Here is a 15,929-nt window from a genome sequence, read left to right as displayed (position 1 = left end):
CGTTTGTCACGCGCTTGATCCCCCTAGAGTGCCGCTGCGAGCGACGGACGCTTGTGCGCCCAGGGCCGGGCGCTCTCCAGCGCCGCCCCTACCCGCATTACTTCCGTGTCGTGCCACCACGGCCCAATGATCTGAAGGGCCGTCGGCAGACCGTCATCGCCGAAGCCCGACGGGACCGTCAGGGCCGGATTGCCGGACTGATTGAACGGATAGACGCAGGCGTTCCAGCCGTCCGCCCAGGACCCGGTCATGTCCTTTGTCCGGTCGAAGGTGATCGCGGTTTCCTGCAATGTCGGCGACACGAGGAAATCGTAGGTCTCGAACAGCTTCTGGATGCTGCGATAGAGCCGCGAACGCGCGAGCTGCGCCTTGCGGAAGTCGACCGTGCCAAAGGCGCGGCCCAATTCAATCCAATGCACCAGCAGCGGATCCATCTTGTCCCGCCACTCGTCCATGTGGTGGCCGAAATAGACGTTGAGATTGCCGAAGTACATGGTGCGCGCCTGCTCGGCCATCCAGTCGATATCCGCACCGGCCTCCTCGACGATGGCGCCCATGCCTTCGAGGGCTTGCAGGCAGGCCTTGGTATTGGCCGCAACGTCGTCGGTAGGCCTTCCGAGGCTCGACAGGAACCCGATGCGCATGCCCGAGAGGTTTGCGGGCTTCGCCGCAAACGGTTCCAGCGGCGGCGCGCGCAACGACCAGGGGTCGAGCGGCGACGGTCCGGCGATGGTCTCGGTCATCAGCGCGGCATCGGCTATGGTGCGGGTCAGCGGACCGGCCACGGCATAGTTGAAGAACGAGTCGGAGGTCTGCTCGTAGGGCAGCAATCCGGTCGTGGGCTTCAGGCCGACGACGCCGCAGGCCGCGGCAGGAAGGCGGATCGAACCCGCGCCGTCGGTGCCGAGACCGAGCGGACCAAGACCGGCGGCCGCCGCCGCACCGCACCCGCCGCTGGAACCGCCCGCCGTGCGGTCGAGATTCCAGGGATTGCGCGTCATGCCGAAGGCCGGTCCGGTCGTGTGGCCGTTGTGACCGAACTCCGGCGTCGTCGACTTGCCGACCATGATGGCGCCGGCCGCCTTGAGCCGCGTCACCAGCACGTCGTCTTCGGCCGGAATGGTCTTGGCATGGATTGCCGAACCATACGTCGTGAGCACGCCGGCCGTGGGAAAGAGATCCTTGATGTTGACGGGAATGCCGTGCAGGGGGCCGAGCTTCTTGCGATCCATCACCGCCTGCTCGGCGGCGCGCGCTTCCTTCCTCGCCGCATCGCCCGTCACGGTGACGAAGGCGTTGACGGTCGGCTGTGTCGCCTCGATGGCCTCCAGGACGGCATCGACATAGTCTACCGGCGAGAGCTTGCGCTTGCGGATCAGATCCGCCGCCGTGGTCGCTGGCATAAACAGCAGTTCTTGATGACTCACGACGCTCAACTCCTGGGAATTTAGACTGCGGACGTCCCGCTTCCGCCGGCTTCGTGGAGATGGCAGGCGACCGCATGCCCTCCTTCGACCGGATTTAACCGTGGCTTCTCGATCCGGCATCGATCGAAAGCGAAGGGACAGCGCGGATGGAAAGCGCAGCCTTTCGGCGGGTCGATCAGGCTCGGCAGCTCGCCGGCAACGCTGGGAGCGCGCGCGCGACCGGGCACCGGCCGCGGCACGGCTGCCAGCAATGCCTGCGTGTAGGGATGCTTGGGCGCCGCGTAGAGGTCGCGCTTGGGCGCCATCTCGACGATGCCGCCAGCATACATGACCGCGACGCGCGTCGAGATGTTGCGCACGACCGCAAGGTCATGGGCGATGAACAGGTAGCTCAGGCCCAGCTGCTCTTGCAGGTCGAGCAGCAGGTTCACGATCTGCGCCTGCATGGAAACGTCGAGCGAGGAGACCGGCTCGTCGCACACGATGAAGTCGGGACGCAGGGCCAGGGCTCGGGCAATCCCGATACGCTGCCGTTGCCCGCCGGAGAACTCGTGCGGAAAACGATCGCCGCAGGACCGTGGCAAGCCCACCAGCTCCAGCAGCTCCTGGACGCGGTCGTTGCGCGTCTGACGGCTCAGGCCACCCGCGACGTCGAGGGGTTCGGCAATGGCGTCGCCAACGCGCATGCGCGGGTTGAGCGAATTCTGCGGGTCCTGGAAGACGAACTGCAGCCGCGAACGCACCTTGTTCAGCGCACCCTTCTCGGCTCCCCCGGCGATGTGATGGCCGAAGAGCTCGACCGTGCCGGAGGTCGCCGAGATCAGCCCAACCAGCATACGGCCGGTTGTCGACTTGCCCGAGCCGGACTCGCCCACCAACCCCAACGTCTCGCCGCGCAGGACATCGAAGCTGACGCTGTCGACCGCGCGCAAGGTACGCTTCGGCTCTCCGGGACGTCCCCGGACCGGAAAGGTCTTAACCAGGTCGCGGACGGTGACGATGGGGACGTCGGTCATGCGACTCCTCGGGCGGCGGCGCGCGGCGGACAGCGTGAAAGATGGTCCGGTCCGACCGGCAGCAGCGCCGGTGCGTTGCGCCGGCAAACGTCCATCGCCTCGCGGCAGCGTGGATTGAAGCGGCATCCCGGAATCACTGTCGCGAGATCTGGAATGCTGCCCGGGATCGTCGTCAGGCGATGCAGGTCGCCGTCGAGCTTAGGAACCGCGTCGATCAGGCCGTCGGTGTAGGGATGCATCGGCCGGTTGAACAAGGCCTCTACGGGGGCCTGCTCGATGACACGCCCGGCATACATCACGAGGACGCGCTGCGCGAACTCCGCGATCACGCCGAGATCGTGAGTGATCAGAACGACCGACATGCCGATCTCGCGCTGCAGGTCGCGCAACAGCTCCAGGATCTGGCCCTGGATGGTGACGTCGAGTGCGGTCGTCGGCTCGTCGGCAATCAGCAGTTTCGGCTGACAGGCAATCGCGATTGCAATCATCACCCGCTGGCGCATGCCGCCCGACAGCCGGTGAGGATACTCGTCGATGCGACGGCCGGCATCGGCAATGCGAACCATCTCCAGAAGCTCGATCGCGCGGCGGCGGGCGGCGGCTGCGGAGAGCCCCTGATGAAGTTGCAACGGCTCGACGATCTGCTCGGCGATGGTGAGTACCGGGTTGAGCGACGACATCGGGTCCTGGAAGATCATGGCGATATCGCCGCCACGCACTTTCCGCAGCTCGCGCTCCGACATCGACAGCAGATCGCGGCCGCCGAACCGTATGGCGCCCGACGCATAGCGTGTGTTGGCACGGGCATGCAGGCGCAGGATCGACAGTGCACTCACGCTCTTGCCGCTGCCCGATTCGCCCACGATCCCGAGATTCTCGCCGGCTCCGATCTCGAAGCTGACATCCTCGATGGCCGTGACCCAGCCGCGATCGCCGCGGAACTGCACGGTCAGGTTCTCGACGGAGAGAAGAGGCACGCGGGTCATCTAGCTCTCGATCTTCAGGCGGGGATCGAGCACGTCGCGCAGCCCGTCGCCCAACAGGTTCATGCCAAGGGCCGCGAGGCTGATGGCGATGCCGGGAAACAGCATGATCCACCAGGCTTCGACCGCGTGGTCGCGGCCTTCCGCGATGATGTTGCCCCAACTCGGCGCCGGCGGCGGCGGGCCGATACCGAGGAAGCTCAGCGCAGCCTCGGCCAGTATGGCGTAGGCGAAGACAAAGGTAAGCTGGACGGTGAGCGGACCGAGGCAGTTCGGCAGGATATGTTTGACGATGATACGCAGATTGCCGGCGCCGCTGACGCGCGCTGCCTCGATATACTCCATCTCGCGGATGACGAGCGTCGAGGCACGCACCACGCGCGCCGTGCGCGGCACGTAGGCGACGGCGAGCGCGACCACGATACTGGTGGCCTGCGGCCCCAGCGCGGCGCCGATGCCGATGGCGACCAGAATGGCCGGGAACGCCAGCAGAGCATCCATGACGCGCATGAGATAGGCGTCGAGCGCCCGGAAGTGACCCGCCACGACACCCACGATCGTGCCGGCGATCCCCGAGAGCAGCGCCACGAAGAAGCCGATGCCGAGCGAGAGCTGGCCGCCGTACAGCACGCGTGTCAGCACGTCGCGGCCGTAATTGTCGGTGCCCATGAGGAACTGCTCCGACGGCGGCTTGAACTTGTTGCGGATGCGCATGCTCGTCGGATCGATGCCGGTCAGCCACGGGCCGATGAAGGCCGCCAGCACCAGGACCGAAACGATCAGAAGCCCGATCTTGAAGGAGCGATGCGCGGCGAGCTTGCGCAACGCCAGGAAACGCCGCCGTTCGGCCAGTTCGAGCGGACGATTGGGGCTGAGCGCGAGATCAGTCATAGCGCACCCGCGGATCGACCCAGAGGTAGATCAGATCGACACAGATGTTGATGACAACGAAAGCAAAGCCGAACAGCAGCATCGTTCCCTGGATCAACGGATAGTCGCGGGCCAGGATCGCCTGCACGACGAGCCGGCCGATGCCGGGCAGCGCGAAGACCTGCTCGATCACGACCGAGCCGCCGATCAGCAGGCTGAGGATGATGCCGGCCACCGTCACCACGCCGACCAGCGCGTTGCGGAAGGCGTGGCGGCCGACGGTGCGCCATTCGCTGACGCCCTTGGCGCGCGCCGTGCGGATGAAATCCTGATCGAGCACGTCGAGCATGCCCGACCGCGTCATGCGCGCGAGAAAACCGATCTGGAACAGACTCAGGATGAAGGCCGGCTGGATCAACGACGACAACCAGGCTCCCGGACCGTCGGCCAGCAGGGGCGCATACCCTGCCGACGGGAACCATCCCAGGGTCACGCTGAACAGGATGACCGACAGGATGCCAATCCAGAAGGCCGGCACCGACACGCCGACCAGCGCGAGCGTCATGACGGCGGCATCGATCCACGAACCGCGGAAGTAGGCCGCGAGGATGCCCAGGAACACGCCGACCGGCAGCGTGATCACGAGCGACAGCAGCGCCAGCGACATCGTCACCGGCAGCCGCTCGCCCACGGCCGACAGCACCGTCTGGTTGAGGACCAGCGAGCGGCCGAAGTCGCCGGTGCCGAGATTGACCAGCCAGTTCAGGAGCTGTTCCAGGATCGGACGATCCAGGCCCAGCTCATGGCGGATACGCTCCACCGCCGCCGGACCGGCATCCGCCCCGGCGATCACCACCGCCGGGTCACCGGGAATCAGGTGCATCAGGATGAAGGCCATCACTGCGATCAGCAGCAGCACGGGGATGGCCTGAATCAACCGGATGACAACGATACGGAGCATGCGTCCTTTCCTGGCAGGTCTGCTGGGAGCCGGTCGGCGCTACTTGGCCGAAACGTTCCAGAACCGCACGAGATAGTAGGGCGTGAAGTTCTCGATCTTCTTGTTGTTGAACGCACGCATCGCGCCAGTGTCGGCGATCTTGATCATATACGCCTGCTCGATGACGCGCTTCTCGATGTCGGCCCAGGCGGCGACGCGCTTGGAGAGATCGAGCGAGCTGTAGAATTTCGCATAGGCAGCGTCGAGCACGGCGTCGTCCTTGACCTGCGGGAAGGTGTAGAACATCACGCGCCACTGCTGCGGCCCGAGCAACGGGTTGGAGCAGAAGCTGGTCGTCGACACGTTCCAGGTGCCGGTGCCGCGCTGCATGTTGCTGGCATTCGTGGTCCAGTCGACGACGTCGACCGAGACGTTCATGCCCGCTTCCTTCATCAACTCAGACAGGACGAGGATGGCGTCCTTCATGTTCGGGTAGTTGGAATTGGTCTGTAGGGTGATCTTCTCGCCGTTGTAGCCGGCCTGCTTCAGAAGCTCCTTGGCCTTCTTCGGGTTCTTCTGGTCGTAGTAAGGCTTCATCGCGTCGCCCTGGTAGTAGGGGCTCGACGCATACACCAGCGAATGGCTGGGTTTGGCGACCGCGTTCATCGCGCCGATGATCTCCTCGGCATTGACGGTCGCCAGGATCGCCTGCCGTACCAGCGGGTTGCGCGTTGCACCCTGCTGCGTGTTCACGACGTAGACCTGCATGCAGTACGGGAAAATGCGCAAGGTCGTCAGGTCGGACCGGCCTTCGAAGCGCTTGGCGAGTGCCACGGGAATGTCGTTGATGACATCGGCGCCGCCCGACTGCAGGGCCGCAACGCGTGCGTTGGCTTCGGGCACGAAGTTGTAGCGGACCTGGTCGAGATAGGCAGTCTTGCGGCCGGCGAGACCGTCCGGACCGGGCATGCTTTCGTCGGCAACATAGTTGTCGAAGCGCTTGATCACGAGATGGCTGTCCTTGACCCACTCGCCGAGCGTGAACGGGCCGGTGCCGATGATGTCGATCTCGCGACCTGCCTTGTCCTTCTGGTCGGCCGGCAGGATGGCGAAGGGATAGACCGGCGACTTCAGCACGTCGATGAAGACGGCGTTAGGGCTCTTCAACTTCACGACGAACGTGTAGGGATCCGGCGCCTCGAGCGACTCGACGTCGGCCAGTACGCTAGCATTCGGGCTCACCTTCTTGTAGCGCTCGAAAGACGCCAGCACGTCGGCCGACGTCATTTCCTTGCCGTTGTGAAACTTCACGCCCTTGCGCAGCGTGAAGGTGAAGGTCTTGGCATCGGGGCTTGCCGTTGCGTTGGAAGCCAGGGAAGGCCGCGTGTTGTACTTCTCATCCATCGCGACCAGCGTCTCGAAGAGATGATGGATGACTTCGAGCTCGACCATGCTGGAGGCGACATGCGGATCGAGCGTGCCGGGGCCGGAAATGTAGGCGTAGGTCGCGGTGCCGCCGCGGCGCGGTTCGGCCTCGGCGCGATGCGGCGCGACGGCCGCGACGGAAAGCGCCACGAGGGCGGTGCCGACCAGAGCGGCGCGGCGAAGCAGATGTGAAAGATTCTTGGTCATTATGCTCTCCCTTTCTCGATGGCGTGACGCTGCGCGGCGGCGCGGCCGTAAGCAGCAACGATGTCCTTGGCGCCGAGGCCGTATTTGGCTTGCAGGTAGGGCGTGGTGCCGCCCTCGGCGAACGTGTCCCGGATGCCGACGCGGGCGAAGCCTGCGGACACACCGGCCTCCATCAGGGTCTCCGCGACGGCCGATCCCAGTCCGCCGATGATCGAATGGTTCTCGGCGGCGACCACGATGCCGGTGCTCTCTGCCAGCTCGACGACGAGTGCCGTGTCGAGCGGCTTCACGGTCGCGATGTTGACGACCGACACGTCGCGACCGTCCTTGGCCAGGGTCTCCGCCGCTTCGAGCGCGGCCGCGACCGAGAGGCCCGAGGCGAAGATCGTGCCGTGCGGGCCGCGGCGCAGCACCTCGCCGGCACGCAACAGCGGCTTGGGCGCAATCCCCGCCGACGCAGCGTCGCCGCGCAGCAGGCGGAGATAGACCGGCCCCGGTGTCTCTAGGGCCGCGGTGACGGCACCGGCCAGTTGCTCGGGGCCGCTTGGCTCGATCACCGTCATGTTGGGCAGGGCACGCATCAGGGCGATATCGTCGATCGCCTGATGGGAGACACCCAGCATGGTGGTGAGTCCGGGCAGGAAGCCTACGATCTTTACCGGCAGCTTCGGGTACGCGACCTGGTTGGCGACCTGGTCGTAAGCGCGGCGCGTGACGAACACGCAGAAGGAATGGACGAACGGGATCTGGCCCATCCGCGCAAAGCCCGCGGCCATGCCGATCATGTTGGCCTCGGCGATGCCCGCCTCGAAGTAGCGGTCGGGCAGCTCGGCCTGGAAGAGATCGGTCTCGGTCGGTCCCGGCAGGTCGGCGCACAGGGCGACGATGCGCGGGTCCTTGCGGGCGGCGGCGACCAGCGCATCGCCGTAATGGCGCGGCAGCGGGCCGGTGGCGCCGCGGGCGATGAAATCGCTGACCGTCTGGTCGGCGGCTGACGACGTGCTGCTCATGCGAGTTCTTTCAGCGCCCTGGCAGCGAGGTCCGCCGGCAGCTTCATGTTGTGGCCCAGGATGCCTTCGAGGCTGGGTGCGCCCTTGCCGACCAGCGTGTCGGCCACGATGCAAGTCGGCGCTTCGGTGTGAGCGCGTGCCCGCGCGAAGGCGCCGACAACGGCGTCCATGTCGTTGCCGTCGATCGTCTCGACGCGAAAGCCGAAGCTCTGAAACTTATCGGCGACCGGCTCGAGGCCGACGACATTGTCGACATGGCCGCCGACCTGCATGCGGTTGTAGTCGAGGATCAGACAGAGGTTGGAGAGCTTGCGGGCGCCGGCCATGAGGGCGGCTTCCCATACCTGCCCTTCCTGCATCTCGCCATCGCCCAGGATGACGTGGACGCGGGCGTCGCGCTTTTGGTGACGCAGCGCCATCGCCATGCCGACGGCAACCGACAGGCCCTGCCCCAGCGAACCGCAGGTCGCCTCGATCAGCGGGCCGATGCGCTCGGAAGCGTTGATCTCCAGCGGCGAGCCGTCCTTGCAGTAGTCGGCCAGCATCGCCTCGGGCAGGCAGCCGCGCGCGGCAAGCGTTGCGTAGAAGATCGCCGTGTTGTGGGCCGTCGACAGCAGGAAGCGGTCGCGGTCTGGCCAGGCCGGATCGGCGGGATCGAGCCGAAGCTCGGAGAAGAACATCGCCGTGAATAGATCGGCCGCGCCCAGGCCCTGCTGCACATAGCCCTGGCCTGTCGGCGCGACGAGGCGCACGACCTGGCGTCGCAGCTCCTGCGCGATGCGCTTCAGCTCCGTCACGTCGGTGAGGCGCGGCGCCGGCTGACGTTCGCGCGCGTCGGCGCGAGACTTCGTCGTCGTCACGAAGTCTGCTCCGCCACGGCCTTCAGGGCGCCGTCGGTGGCCTGCAGGACGCGGTCGACGTCGGCCTCGGTGTGCGCGGCCGACAGGAACATGTTGTGCCAGGGGTGCATGTAGACGCCGCGCTGCAGGGCGGCGAGCACGAAGCGGTTGCCCATCACAAAGTCAGGGTCGTTTGCGAACAGGATCTGCGGCATCTGCACCGGGCCGGTCTGGCTGATCTGCAGGCCGTACTGCTTCGCCTGTGCGTCGAGACCCTCGCGCAGGCGCGTGCCGACAGTGCGCATCTTGGCGATGGCGTCGATCTCTTTCATTTTTCTGATCGTGGCGACCGCGGCGGCCATCGGCGTGGCGCCGCACCAGAACGAGCCCGTGACATAGACCTGCTGCGCAGCCTCGCGGAAGCGGTCGGTGCCGGTGACGGCGGCCAGCGGATGGCCGTTGGCGATTGCCTTGCTCCAGCCGGCGAGGTCCGGCTTGATGCCAAGCGGTTCCCAGCTGCCCCCCATGTCGATGCGGAAGCCGGCACGCACGTCGTCGAGGATCAATGCGGCGCCGGTCTGGTCGCAGAGGCGGCGGACGGCCGCGGCGAAGGCGGGCGTCGGCAGCTCCTGGGCGCGGCGCACGTCGTGGCGGAAGGCCGAGACCAGGATGGCGGCAAGGTCGTCGCGCACCGCGTGGACCGCCTCTTCGAGGCTGGCGACGTCGTTGTATTCGAAGTGCGCGATGTGGGCGCGGTCCTCGGTGGTGACGCCGGCAACCGACGGTGTGCACCAGGGCGCGGCGCCGTGATAGGCGCCCTTGGCGACCAGCACCTTGCGCTTGCGCGTCGCGGCGCGGGCGATGGTGACGCAGGCGGTCATGGCATCGGTGCCGTTCTTGGCCAGCACCGCCCAGTCGGCATGGGCCACCGTCTCGACCAGCAGCTCGGCCAGCTCGACCTGGATCTCGGCCGGGCCGGTCATCAGCTCGCCCTTGCCACGCTGGCGCTCGACCGCCTTCTCGACGTCGGGATCGCCATAGCCCAGCACGATCGGGCCGTAGCCGCACATCAGGTCGATGTATTCGTTGCCGTCGACGTCCCAGAGCCTGCAGCCCTGTGCCTTCTCGAAATACTGGGGATAGCCGTCGGGCAGGCGGGCGACGTTCATGTGGCCCCACATGCCGCCCGGGATCACCCGGGCCGCGCGATCCCGTAGCAATTTGTCCCGCGAATTCGGAAGAAGCGTGTTCTGAGAGGACGACATCCGACCTGCCAAATGAAATTTTCTTTTCCGATATAATATATGATATATCAAATCGTCAATTCTTCCCCAACCGGCGAAGTTCGCACCCCGGTACAAAAGTCGCTAAGTCGTGCGCATGGACCGCGTGAAAGCCCGATGGAAACGCCGCTGATCTCTCGCCCGACCGACTATCACCAGCCGGAAGCCGACATGGCCTCGGTCGCCCGCGACAACCTTACTGCCCGCGTCTATCAGGAGCTGCGCCAAGCCCTGATGGAGGGCCGCTTCCGCCCGGGCCATCGCTTCAAGATCCGCCAGCTCGCCCAGTCGATGGGCGTCTCCGAGACGCCGATCCGCGAGGCGCTTATGCAACTCGTCCGCGAGCGGGTGCTGGACATGCGGGCGGCGCGATCGATCGCGGTGGCGCGGCTCACTTCAGCGCAATACCAGGAGCTGCGCGCCATCCGCCTGCTGCTCGAAGGCTTCGCCGCCGAGCAGGCCGCCACGCGCATTACCGATTCGGCAATTGCCGAACTCAGGCACCTTCATCGGGTTCTTACCGACGCCGAACGAGATGGCGAATGGCGGAAGGCCGTCGAAGCAAACTGGCACTTCCACAACACAATCTACCGTGCGGCCGGATTGCCGGAGCTGCTGGGCATGATCGAGACCATCTGGCTGCGCAACGGCCCGCTGCTCAACATCCTCTATCCGCGCGCCGTGCCGACCTACAGCGAGCGCCACCAGCACCTCAACGTGATCGATGGACTCGTTGCCCGGGACCCCGTCGCCGTGAAGCGCGCGATCCAGGCCGATCTCATGGAAGGCGGCGCCAAGCTGATCGAACTTCTCGACGCGATAGACCAGGGCAAGGCCCCTCTCTATCCGGAGTGACGAGGGCAAGGCAGCCGCCTTGAATATAGCGCACGCAAAGCCTACTTTCCGATCCGTCCCGAACTTCAACAGGATGCGTACACCGATGGATTTCCACCCGACAGCCGCAGCACCCATTCGCTTCGTCCTCGGGGAAATCCGTCTTCATGTCCGCTTCGATCACCCTATCCGGTCTTGCCTGGTCCACGCCTGACGGCCGACCGCTCTTCTCGTCTCTTGACCTCAGCTTCGTAACCGACCGTACCGGATTGGTCGGACGAAACGGCGTGGGCAAGACCACGCTTCTCAAGCTGATATCCGGCGATCTCGCACTTCAGTCGGGCAAGGTTTCCGTGAACGGCACCTTGGGCGTCCTGCGCCAGGCCGTTCAGGTAACTCCAGACGAAACCGTGGCCGACCTGTTCGGCGTGCGCGACAGCCTTGCCCTGCTGCGCCGCGCAGAGGAAGGAAATGCCGGCGTCGAGGAACTCGCGACCGCCGACTGGACGCTGGAAACCCGCCTGGCCGCGGCGCTCGGGCGTCTCGGCCTGGATGTGCAATCGGAGACTCCGTTGACGACATTGTCCGGCGGCCAGCGCACGCGGGCCGGGCTGGCGGCTCTCGTTTTCTCGGAACCCGATTTCATTCTGCTGGACGAACCGACCAACAATCTCGACAGGGAGGGTCGACGGGCAGTCGTCGACCTTCTGGCGAGCTGGCGGTCGGGCGCCATCGTGGTCAGTCACGATCGCGAATTGCTCGATACGCTGGATGCCATCGTCGAGCTGACGTCGCTGGGCGCCACGCGCTATGGCGGCAACTGGAGTCACTATCGCGAGCGCAAGGCAATCGAGCTTGAGGCTGCGCGACACGACCTCGCCGATGCCGAGAAGCGCGTCGAGGAGATCGCCCGCCGCACGCAGGAGAAGGTCGAGCGCCAGGCACGCCGGGATCGCGCCGGCCGCGCCAAGAAGGAGAAAGGCGACATACCGCGCCTCGTCCTGAATGCGCGAAAGGAACTCAGCGAGAATACGAGCGGCGGAGCCGCCCGCCTCGCCCAGCGGCAGCGTGCGCAAGCCCTCGAAGACACGGCATCCGCTCGCCGGCGCATCGAAATCCTGCAGCCTCTGTCCGTCGTGCTGCCGTCGACGAACCTGCCGGCGAGCAAGGTGGTGCTCCGGATCGACGATGCCAGCGCCGGTTTCGAGCCGGGCCCACCGATCTTCCGCAACCTCTCCTTCGCAATCACTGGCCCGGAGCGCGTGGCCGTCGTGGGTCCGAATGGCTCCGGCAAAACCACGCTGCTGGCCTTGATCACCGGACAGCTGACACCATGGGAGGGAACGGTACGGCTCGCGACCGGCTTCGCCCTGCTCGACCAGCGGGTCAGCCTGCTCGATCCGTCGGCGTCGATCCGGGACAACTTCAAGCGCCTCAATCCGCAGGCCGACGAAAATGCCTGCCGCGCCGCCCTCGCCCGCTTCATGTTCCGCGCCGATGCAGCGCTTCAAACCGTCTCCAGCTTGAGTGGCGGCCAGTTGCTGCGCGCGGGGCTTGCCTGCGTTCTGGGAGGCGCCACACTTCCCCCACTCCTGATCCTCGACGAACCGACGAACCATCTCGATATCGATGCAATCGAAGCCGTCGAAGCAGGCTTGCGCGCCTACGATGGCGCCCTGCTCGTCGTCAGCCACGACGAGGCTTTCCTGCAGGCGATCGGCATCACCCGCCGCTTCGACCTCGGCGGTTCAGGCGGCGCGTAGCCAGATTGCAGTGTCGTGGAATGCCGCACCGCCGCTCGGCGGCACGGGGTCGGCGCCAATCAGGACGTTGACGCCGACGCGACCCGGATAGGCATCGCTCGGCCAGTTGCCTTCGACCACGACAACACCGGGCTTGGCCGTCTCCAATGGCCGCGCGCGCAGGCTCACCTCGCCGCGCGCGTTGCCGATCCTGACGAGCGTTCCTTCGACGACGCCGAGGCGTGCCGCATCGTCGGGATGGATCACGGCGCGCGGCTCGACTTCGCGCACGATCGAACTCGGCGTCTCGGTGAAGGTCGTGTTGAGGAAGGTCCGGGCTGGCGGCACGATCAACCGAAACGGGAATTCCTCCGTTGCCTGCTCGACATTCTCGCGATGCACGGGAAGCGCCGTCATGCCCGCGTGATAGGGACCGACCGCCGCCCAGTTCGGCTTGAAGTGGAAACGGCCATCGCTCGATGGGAAGCCGTCGAGGAAATGCTCCTTCTCGAAGCTCTGGGCGCAGTCGATCCAGCCGCACTCCTTCGCTTCTTCCCAGGTGCCCCTGCCGGACGCGCGCAGGGTCGCATCGAGCATGTCGACGGCACTCATCTCGAAGCTCGGATGGTTGGCGCCCAGCCGCTTCGCCAGCTGGCAGATCAGCTCGTGGTTGGTGCGGCACTCCTCGTACCGATCCAATACCCGCGGACCGACAGTGATGTGCGTCTGCCCATAGGCCAGGTAGAGGTCGTCGTATTCCAGAAACATCGCCGCCGGCAGCAGGATGTCGGCGTACTTCGCTGTCGCCGTCATGAACTGCTCGTGCACGCACAGGAACAGGTCCTCGCGGCCCAACCCCTTCGCCACGGCCGCGCTGTCCGGGGCGACATTCGCCGAGTTGGCGTTCTGCATCAGCATCGCCATCACCGGCGGCCCGCCGGCGAGTGCCGTCTGGTCGCCGCACAGGATCGGACCGATGCGCGACTGGTCGAGCACGCGCGTCTCGGGATTGAGGAGGTCGAGTCCCCAGGCGAGCTTGAGGTCGAGGTTCCAGATGTCCCAATTGATGAAGAAGGCGCCGCCGCCCGGATGCTTCCAGGCGCCGGTGATCGCCGGCAGACAGCTCACCGCGTGCATCGCCGAAGACCCGTTGCGTGAGCGCGTGAAGCCGAACCCAAGACGCAAGAAGGAACGTTCGGTGCGTCCGTAGAGCCGCGCGAAGTCGACGATCTCCTCGACCGAGAGGCCGGTGAGCGCCGCCGCCCATTCCGGCGTCTTGTCGGCAAGATGGGCCTCGACATCGGCGCCAAAATCGGTGTAGCGCGCGAGATAGTCCCGATCGGCAAGGCCTTCCTTGAGGAGGACATGCATCATCGCCAGCGCCAGCGCGCCGTCGCTGCCGGGACGCAGCACCAGGGCAATGTCCGCCGCTTCGACAGTGGGTGTGCGATAGACATCGACCACTGCGAGCTTGGCGCCGCGCTGTTTGCGTGCCTTGGCGATATGCGTCATTGCATTGACCTGTGTGGAGACCGGATTGCCGCCCCACACCACGATCAGGTCGGACTGCGCCATCTCGCGCGGATCGGGACCCATGAGCTTGCCCACGCCAGCGCGCCACCCGGCTTCGGCCGGCGTCATGCAGATGGTGCTGTGCTGGCGGGAATAACCAAAGGCATGACGCAGCCGGTCGATGCCCCAGCGCTGGACCACCCCCATCGTGCCGCCGGAGTGATAGGGCCAGATCGCCTCGCTGCCGTAAATCTGCGTCGCCCGCACGAAAGCGTTGGCAATTTCGTCGAGAGCCGCATCCCAGGAGATCGGACGGAACTCGCCAACCCCCTTCTCGCCGACCCGCTGCAGCGGCTGCTTCAGACGGTCAGGGTGATGGGCACGCTCCGAATAGCGCGCAACCTTGGCGCAGACGACGCCGTCGGTATAGCTGTTGGCCGCAGCACCGCGAATGCGGCCAATCCGGGTCGACGACAGGCGCTCGACCTCGAGCGAACAACCGCTCGGACAGTCGTGCGGACACGCGGACTTCCAGAACTCCTTGCCCATGGACGCTCCTCCCCACAACCGGGCGGAACGTAGCACGCCCGTCTAGCCTGCTGCGAGCAAGGGACGCATCACCGCGCAGCCATAGCCGCGCCAGGCTCCTCGACACCGGAAAGCGCCGCGGTAAGGATCCGGTCGACATACCAGACCCACTGCTCGTGAACCTTCTCGACTGGAAGAAGCTCGAAGTAACGGTGATACTGCCAGCTCTCCAGGCTGGTCGTTGCGTTCAGAAGCTGCAGCCAGTTCGCACGATCAGCCTCGCTGCTGCCGGCGAGTTCGCTCCGATAAAGCTCCACCATGCGATCTCTCAAGACTCTGTGCCGAATCTGGTCCAGACGGACTTTGACGTCCGGCAGATGCTCGTGCTGCATCAAAAAATGCCACAATGGCGCCCACTGTTCGTACTCCTCGACTTGGAATCCGACGATCGCCTGCAGGCGGAGTTGGCGGCCGAGGCCGTGCAGCCGGACGTCGAACTTCCGCAGGGTCCCGTTGATCGCGTGATCGAGTGCCGCCAGCCGCAGAGTGTGCGTGTCGGACATGCGTTCATAAACCGATCGCAAGGCACAGCCAGCAACCTCGGCGACTTCCCTCATCGAGGGCTCACGCAAATGGAGCCTTACGAGGGTCAGATAGGCTGACACGATCTTGTGCTTGGTGCGCTCGCTTCGCCGCAGGCGACCGTCGGCTGCCATCGCCTGCCCCTGTTCGGGTTGGCGCGGCTTGGCTTTATTCATAGAGAATACTCCGGTGGCAGCGACGGGATGTGCCTTGCCTTTGCTGTCCAACCTGGATGCTGCAGAGGCTTCGAAATGGGTGAAAGATGAGGGATCATCGCCGCCACCGCGCACCCTGCGTTTTCACGCCGTCGCTCGGCCTCCCCACCGCCATCACGGCGCCACCGCTCGCTCGCTCCACACCGCTCGGCACAGAAACCCCACACACAAGCCGCCGCAGAATGCGAGCCAGCGTCGATCAGGGACGACGGACGCTTCCCAAGTTGACCACCGCAGTCGCGAAGCAGCTACGGTCGGGTTGTAGCGCTGCCTTTTTTCATCATCTGCCCGTGATCGGATCAGAATGCCCGTGGTCGGCAGCTTTCTTGTCGTGGGCGTTGTGCCGGCAACGCCCTCGGCAAGCCCGAGGTAAATTCTCTCTCAGTGCTAATACGACAGGAAAGAACCCAAAAGATGATAACAGCACAACAATCGAGTTCTTCGGGCGTGGAGACCTCTCTCGGCAATCCAAGGTTCGGCAAAATCGGCCAAACGAGAGAAGTACGAAAATGGTCC

Annotated in this window: 13 protein-coding genes; 2 read left to right on the top strand and 11 right to left on the bottom strand. The window is 65.5% G+C overall.

The features are described 5' to 3' along the window. Nucleotides 1-23: 23 nt before the first annotated feature. The 9 genes from BN60_RS03565 to BN60_RS03525 are packed head-to-tail and all read right to left on the bottom strand — an operon-like array spanning nucleotide 24 to nucleotide 9,982. On the bottom strand, nucleotides 24-1,427 hold the full coding sequence (locus BN60_RS03565; protein ID WP_043283603.1) for an amidase: 1,404 nt from the start codon (nucleotides 1,425-1,427) through the stop codon (nucleotides 24-26). Nucleotides 1,428-1,447: 20 nt separating this feature from the next. Then, nucleotides 1,448-2,443 (bottom strand): ABC transporter ATP-binding protein, encoded by a 996-nt coding sequence (locus tag BN60_RS03560; RefSeq protein ID WP_020694616.1) that lies wholly within the window; start codon nucleotides 2,441-2,443, stop codon nucleotides 1,448-1,450. Further along, the gene (locus BN60_RS03555) at nucleotides 2,440-3,429 is read right to left on the bottom strand and encodes an ABC transporter ATP-binding protein (protein WP_020694615.1); all 990 of its coding nucleotides are present in this window, start codon (nucleotides 3,427-3,429) and stop codon (nucleotides 2,440-2,442) included. Before BN60_RS03555 ends, BN60_RS03560 begins: the two co-directional genes overlap by 4 nt. Next, nucleotides 3,430-4,317: an ABC transporter permease gene (locus BN60_RS03550; protein WP_020694614.1), complete on the bottom strand. Its 888-nt coding sequence runs from the start codon at nucleotides 4,315-4,317 to the stop codon at nucleotides 3,430-3,432. Next, the gene (locus BN60_RS03545) at nucleotides 4,310-5,257 is read right to left on the bottom strand and encodes an ABC transporter permease (RefSeq protein ID WP_020694613.1); all 948 of its coding nucleotides are present in this window, start codon (nucleotides 5,255-5,257) and stop codon (nucleotides 4,310-4,312) included. The genes BN60_RS03550 and BN60_RS03545 overlap by 8 nt, the downstream gene beginning before the upstream one ends. Before the next feature lie 39 nt (nucleotides 5,258-5,296). Further along, the gene (locus BN60_RS03540) at nucleotides 5,297-6,868 is read right to left on the bottom strand and encodes an ABC transporter substrate-binding protein (RefSeq protein WP_020694612.1); all 1,572 of its coding nucleotides are present in this window, start codon (nucleotides 6,866-6,868) and stop codon (nucleotides 5,297-5,299) included. Further along, on the bottom strand, nucleotides 6,868-7,878 hold the full coding sequence (locus BN60_RS03535) for a transketolase family protein (RefSeq protein ID WP_020694611.1): 1,011 nt from the start codon (nucleotides 7,876-7,878) through the stop codon (nucleotides 6,868-6,870). Before BN60_RS03535 ends, BN60_RS03540 begins: the two co-directional genes overlap by 1 nt. Next, complete coding sequence (locus tag BN60_RS03530) at nucleotides 7,875-8,738, bottom strand: transketolase (protein ID WP_020694610.1); 864 nt, start codon at nucleotides 8,736-8,738, stop codon at nucleotides 7,875-7,877. Before BN60_RS03530 ends, BN60_RS03535 begins: the two co-directional genes overlap by 4 nt. Beyond that, complete coding sequence (locus BN60_RS03525; RefSeq protein WP_020694609.1) at nucleotides 8,735-9,982, bottom strand: aminotransferase class III-fold pyridoxal phosphate-dependent enzyme; 1,248 nt, start codon at nucleotides 9,980-9,982, stop codon at nucleotides 8,735-8,737. The genes BN60_RS03530 and BN60_RS03525 overlap by 4 nt, the downstream gene beginning before the upstream one ends. Nucleotides 9,983-10,117: 135 nt before the next feature. Between BN60_RS03525 and BN60_RS03520 the strand changes: the two genes are divergently transcribed. Both BN60_RS03520 and BN60_RS03515 read left to right on the top strand, forming a co-directional pair. Continuing rightward, nucleotides 10,118-10,855, top strand: a complete 738-nt coding sequence (locus BN60_RS03520) for a GntR family transcriptional regulator (protein WP_020694608.1) — start codon at nucleotides 10,118-10,120, stop codon at nucleotides 10,853-10,855. 146 nt (nucleotides 10,856-11,001) lie between these two features. After that, nucleotides 11,002-12,597, top strand: a complete 1,596-nt coding sequence (locus tag BN60_RS03515) for an ABC-F family ATP-binding cassette domain-containing protein (protein ID WP_043283601.1) — start codon at nucleotides 11,002-11,004, stop codon at nucleotides 12,595-12,597. Here BN60_RS03515 and BN60_RS03510 read toward each other — a convergent pair. Both BN60_RS03510 and BN60_RS03505 read right to left on the bottom strand, forming a co-directional pair. Beyond that, nucleotides 12,583-14,637 carry a molybdopterin-containing oxidoreductase family protein gene (locus BN60_RS03510; protein ID WP_020694606.1) on the bottom strand — a complete coding sequence of 685 codons (2,055 nt, stop codon included), beginning with the start codon at nucleotides 14,635-14,637 and terminating at the stop codon, nucleotides 12,583-12,585. The genes BN60_RS03515 and BN60_RS03510 overlap by 15 nt on opposite strands. A 68-nt stretch (nucleotides 14,638-14,705) precedes the next feature. Continuing rightward, the gene (locus tag BN60_RS03505) at nucleotides 14,706-15,425 is read right to left on the bottom strand and encodes a TetR/AcrR family transcriptional regulator (RefSeq protein ID WP_148283319.1); all 720 of its coding nucleotides are present in this window, start codon (nucleotides 15,423-15,425) and stop codon (nucleotides 14,706-14,708) included. Nucleotides 15,426-15,929 lie beyond the last annotated feature (504 nt).

Source organism: Reyranella massiliensis 521 (assembly GCF_000312425.1).
Taxonomy (GTDB): domain Bacteria; phylum Pseudomonadota; class Alphaproteobacteria; order Reyranellales; family Reyranellaceae; genus Reyranella; species Reyranella massiliensis.
This window is presented reverse-complemented; position numbering and strand designations above follow the sequence as displayed.

Coding starts and splice junctions, on each gene's coding strand:
- BN60_RS03560 (WP_020694616.1), bottom strand. CDS start 2,443: ATGACCGACGTCCCCATCGTCACCGTCCGCGACCTGGTTAAGACCTTT.
- BN60_RS03555 (WP_020694615.1), bottom strand. CDS start 3,429: ATGACCCGCGTGCCTCTTCTCTCCGTCGAGAACCTGACCGTGCAGTTC.
- BN60_RS03550 (WP_020694614.1), bottom strand. CDS start 4,317: ATGACTGATCTCGCGCTCAGCCCCAATCGTCCGCTCGAACTGGCCGAA.
- BN60_RS03545 (WP_020694613.1), bottom strand. CDS start 5,257: ATGCTCCGTATCGTTGTCATCCGGTTGATTCAGGCCATCCCCGTGCTG.
- BN60_RS03540 (WP_020694612.1), bottom strand. CDS start 6,868: ATGACCAAGAATCTTTCACATCTGCTTCGCCGCGCCGCTCTGGTCGGC.
- BN60_RS03535 (WP_020694611.1), bottom strand. CDS start 7,878: ATGAGCAGCACGTCGTCAGCCGCCGACCAGACGGTCAGCGATTTCATC.
- BN60_RS03525 (WP_020694609.1), bottom strand. CDS start 9,982: ATGTCGTCCTCTCAGAACACGCTTCTTCCGAATTCGCGGGACAAATTG.
- BN60_RS03520 (WP_020694608.1), top strand. CDS start 10,118: ATGGAAACGCCGCTGATCTCTCGCCCGACCGACTATCACCAGCCGGAA.
- BN60_RS03515 (WP_043283601.1), top strand. CDS start 11,002: ATGTCCGCTTCGATCACCCTATCCGGTCTTGCCTGGTCCACGCCTGAC.
- BN60_RS03510 (WP_020694606.1), bottom strand. CDS start 14,637: ATGGGCAAGGAGTTCTGGAAGTCCGCGTGTCCGCACGACTGTCCGAGC.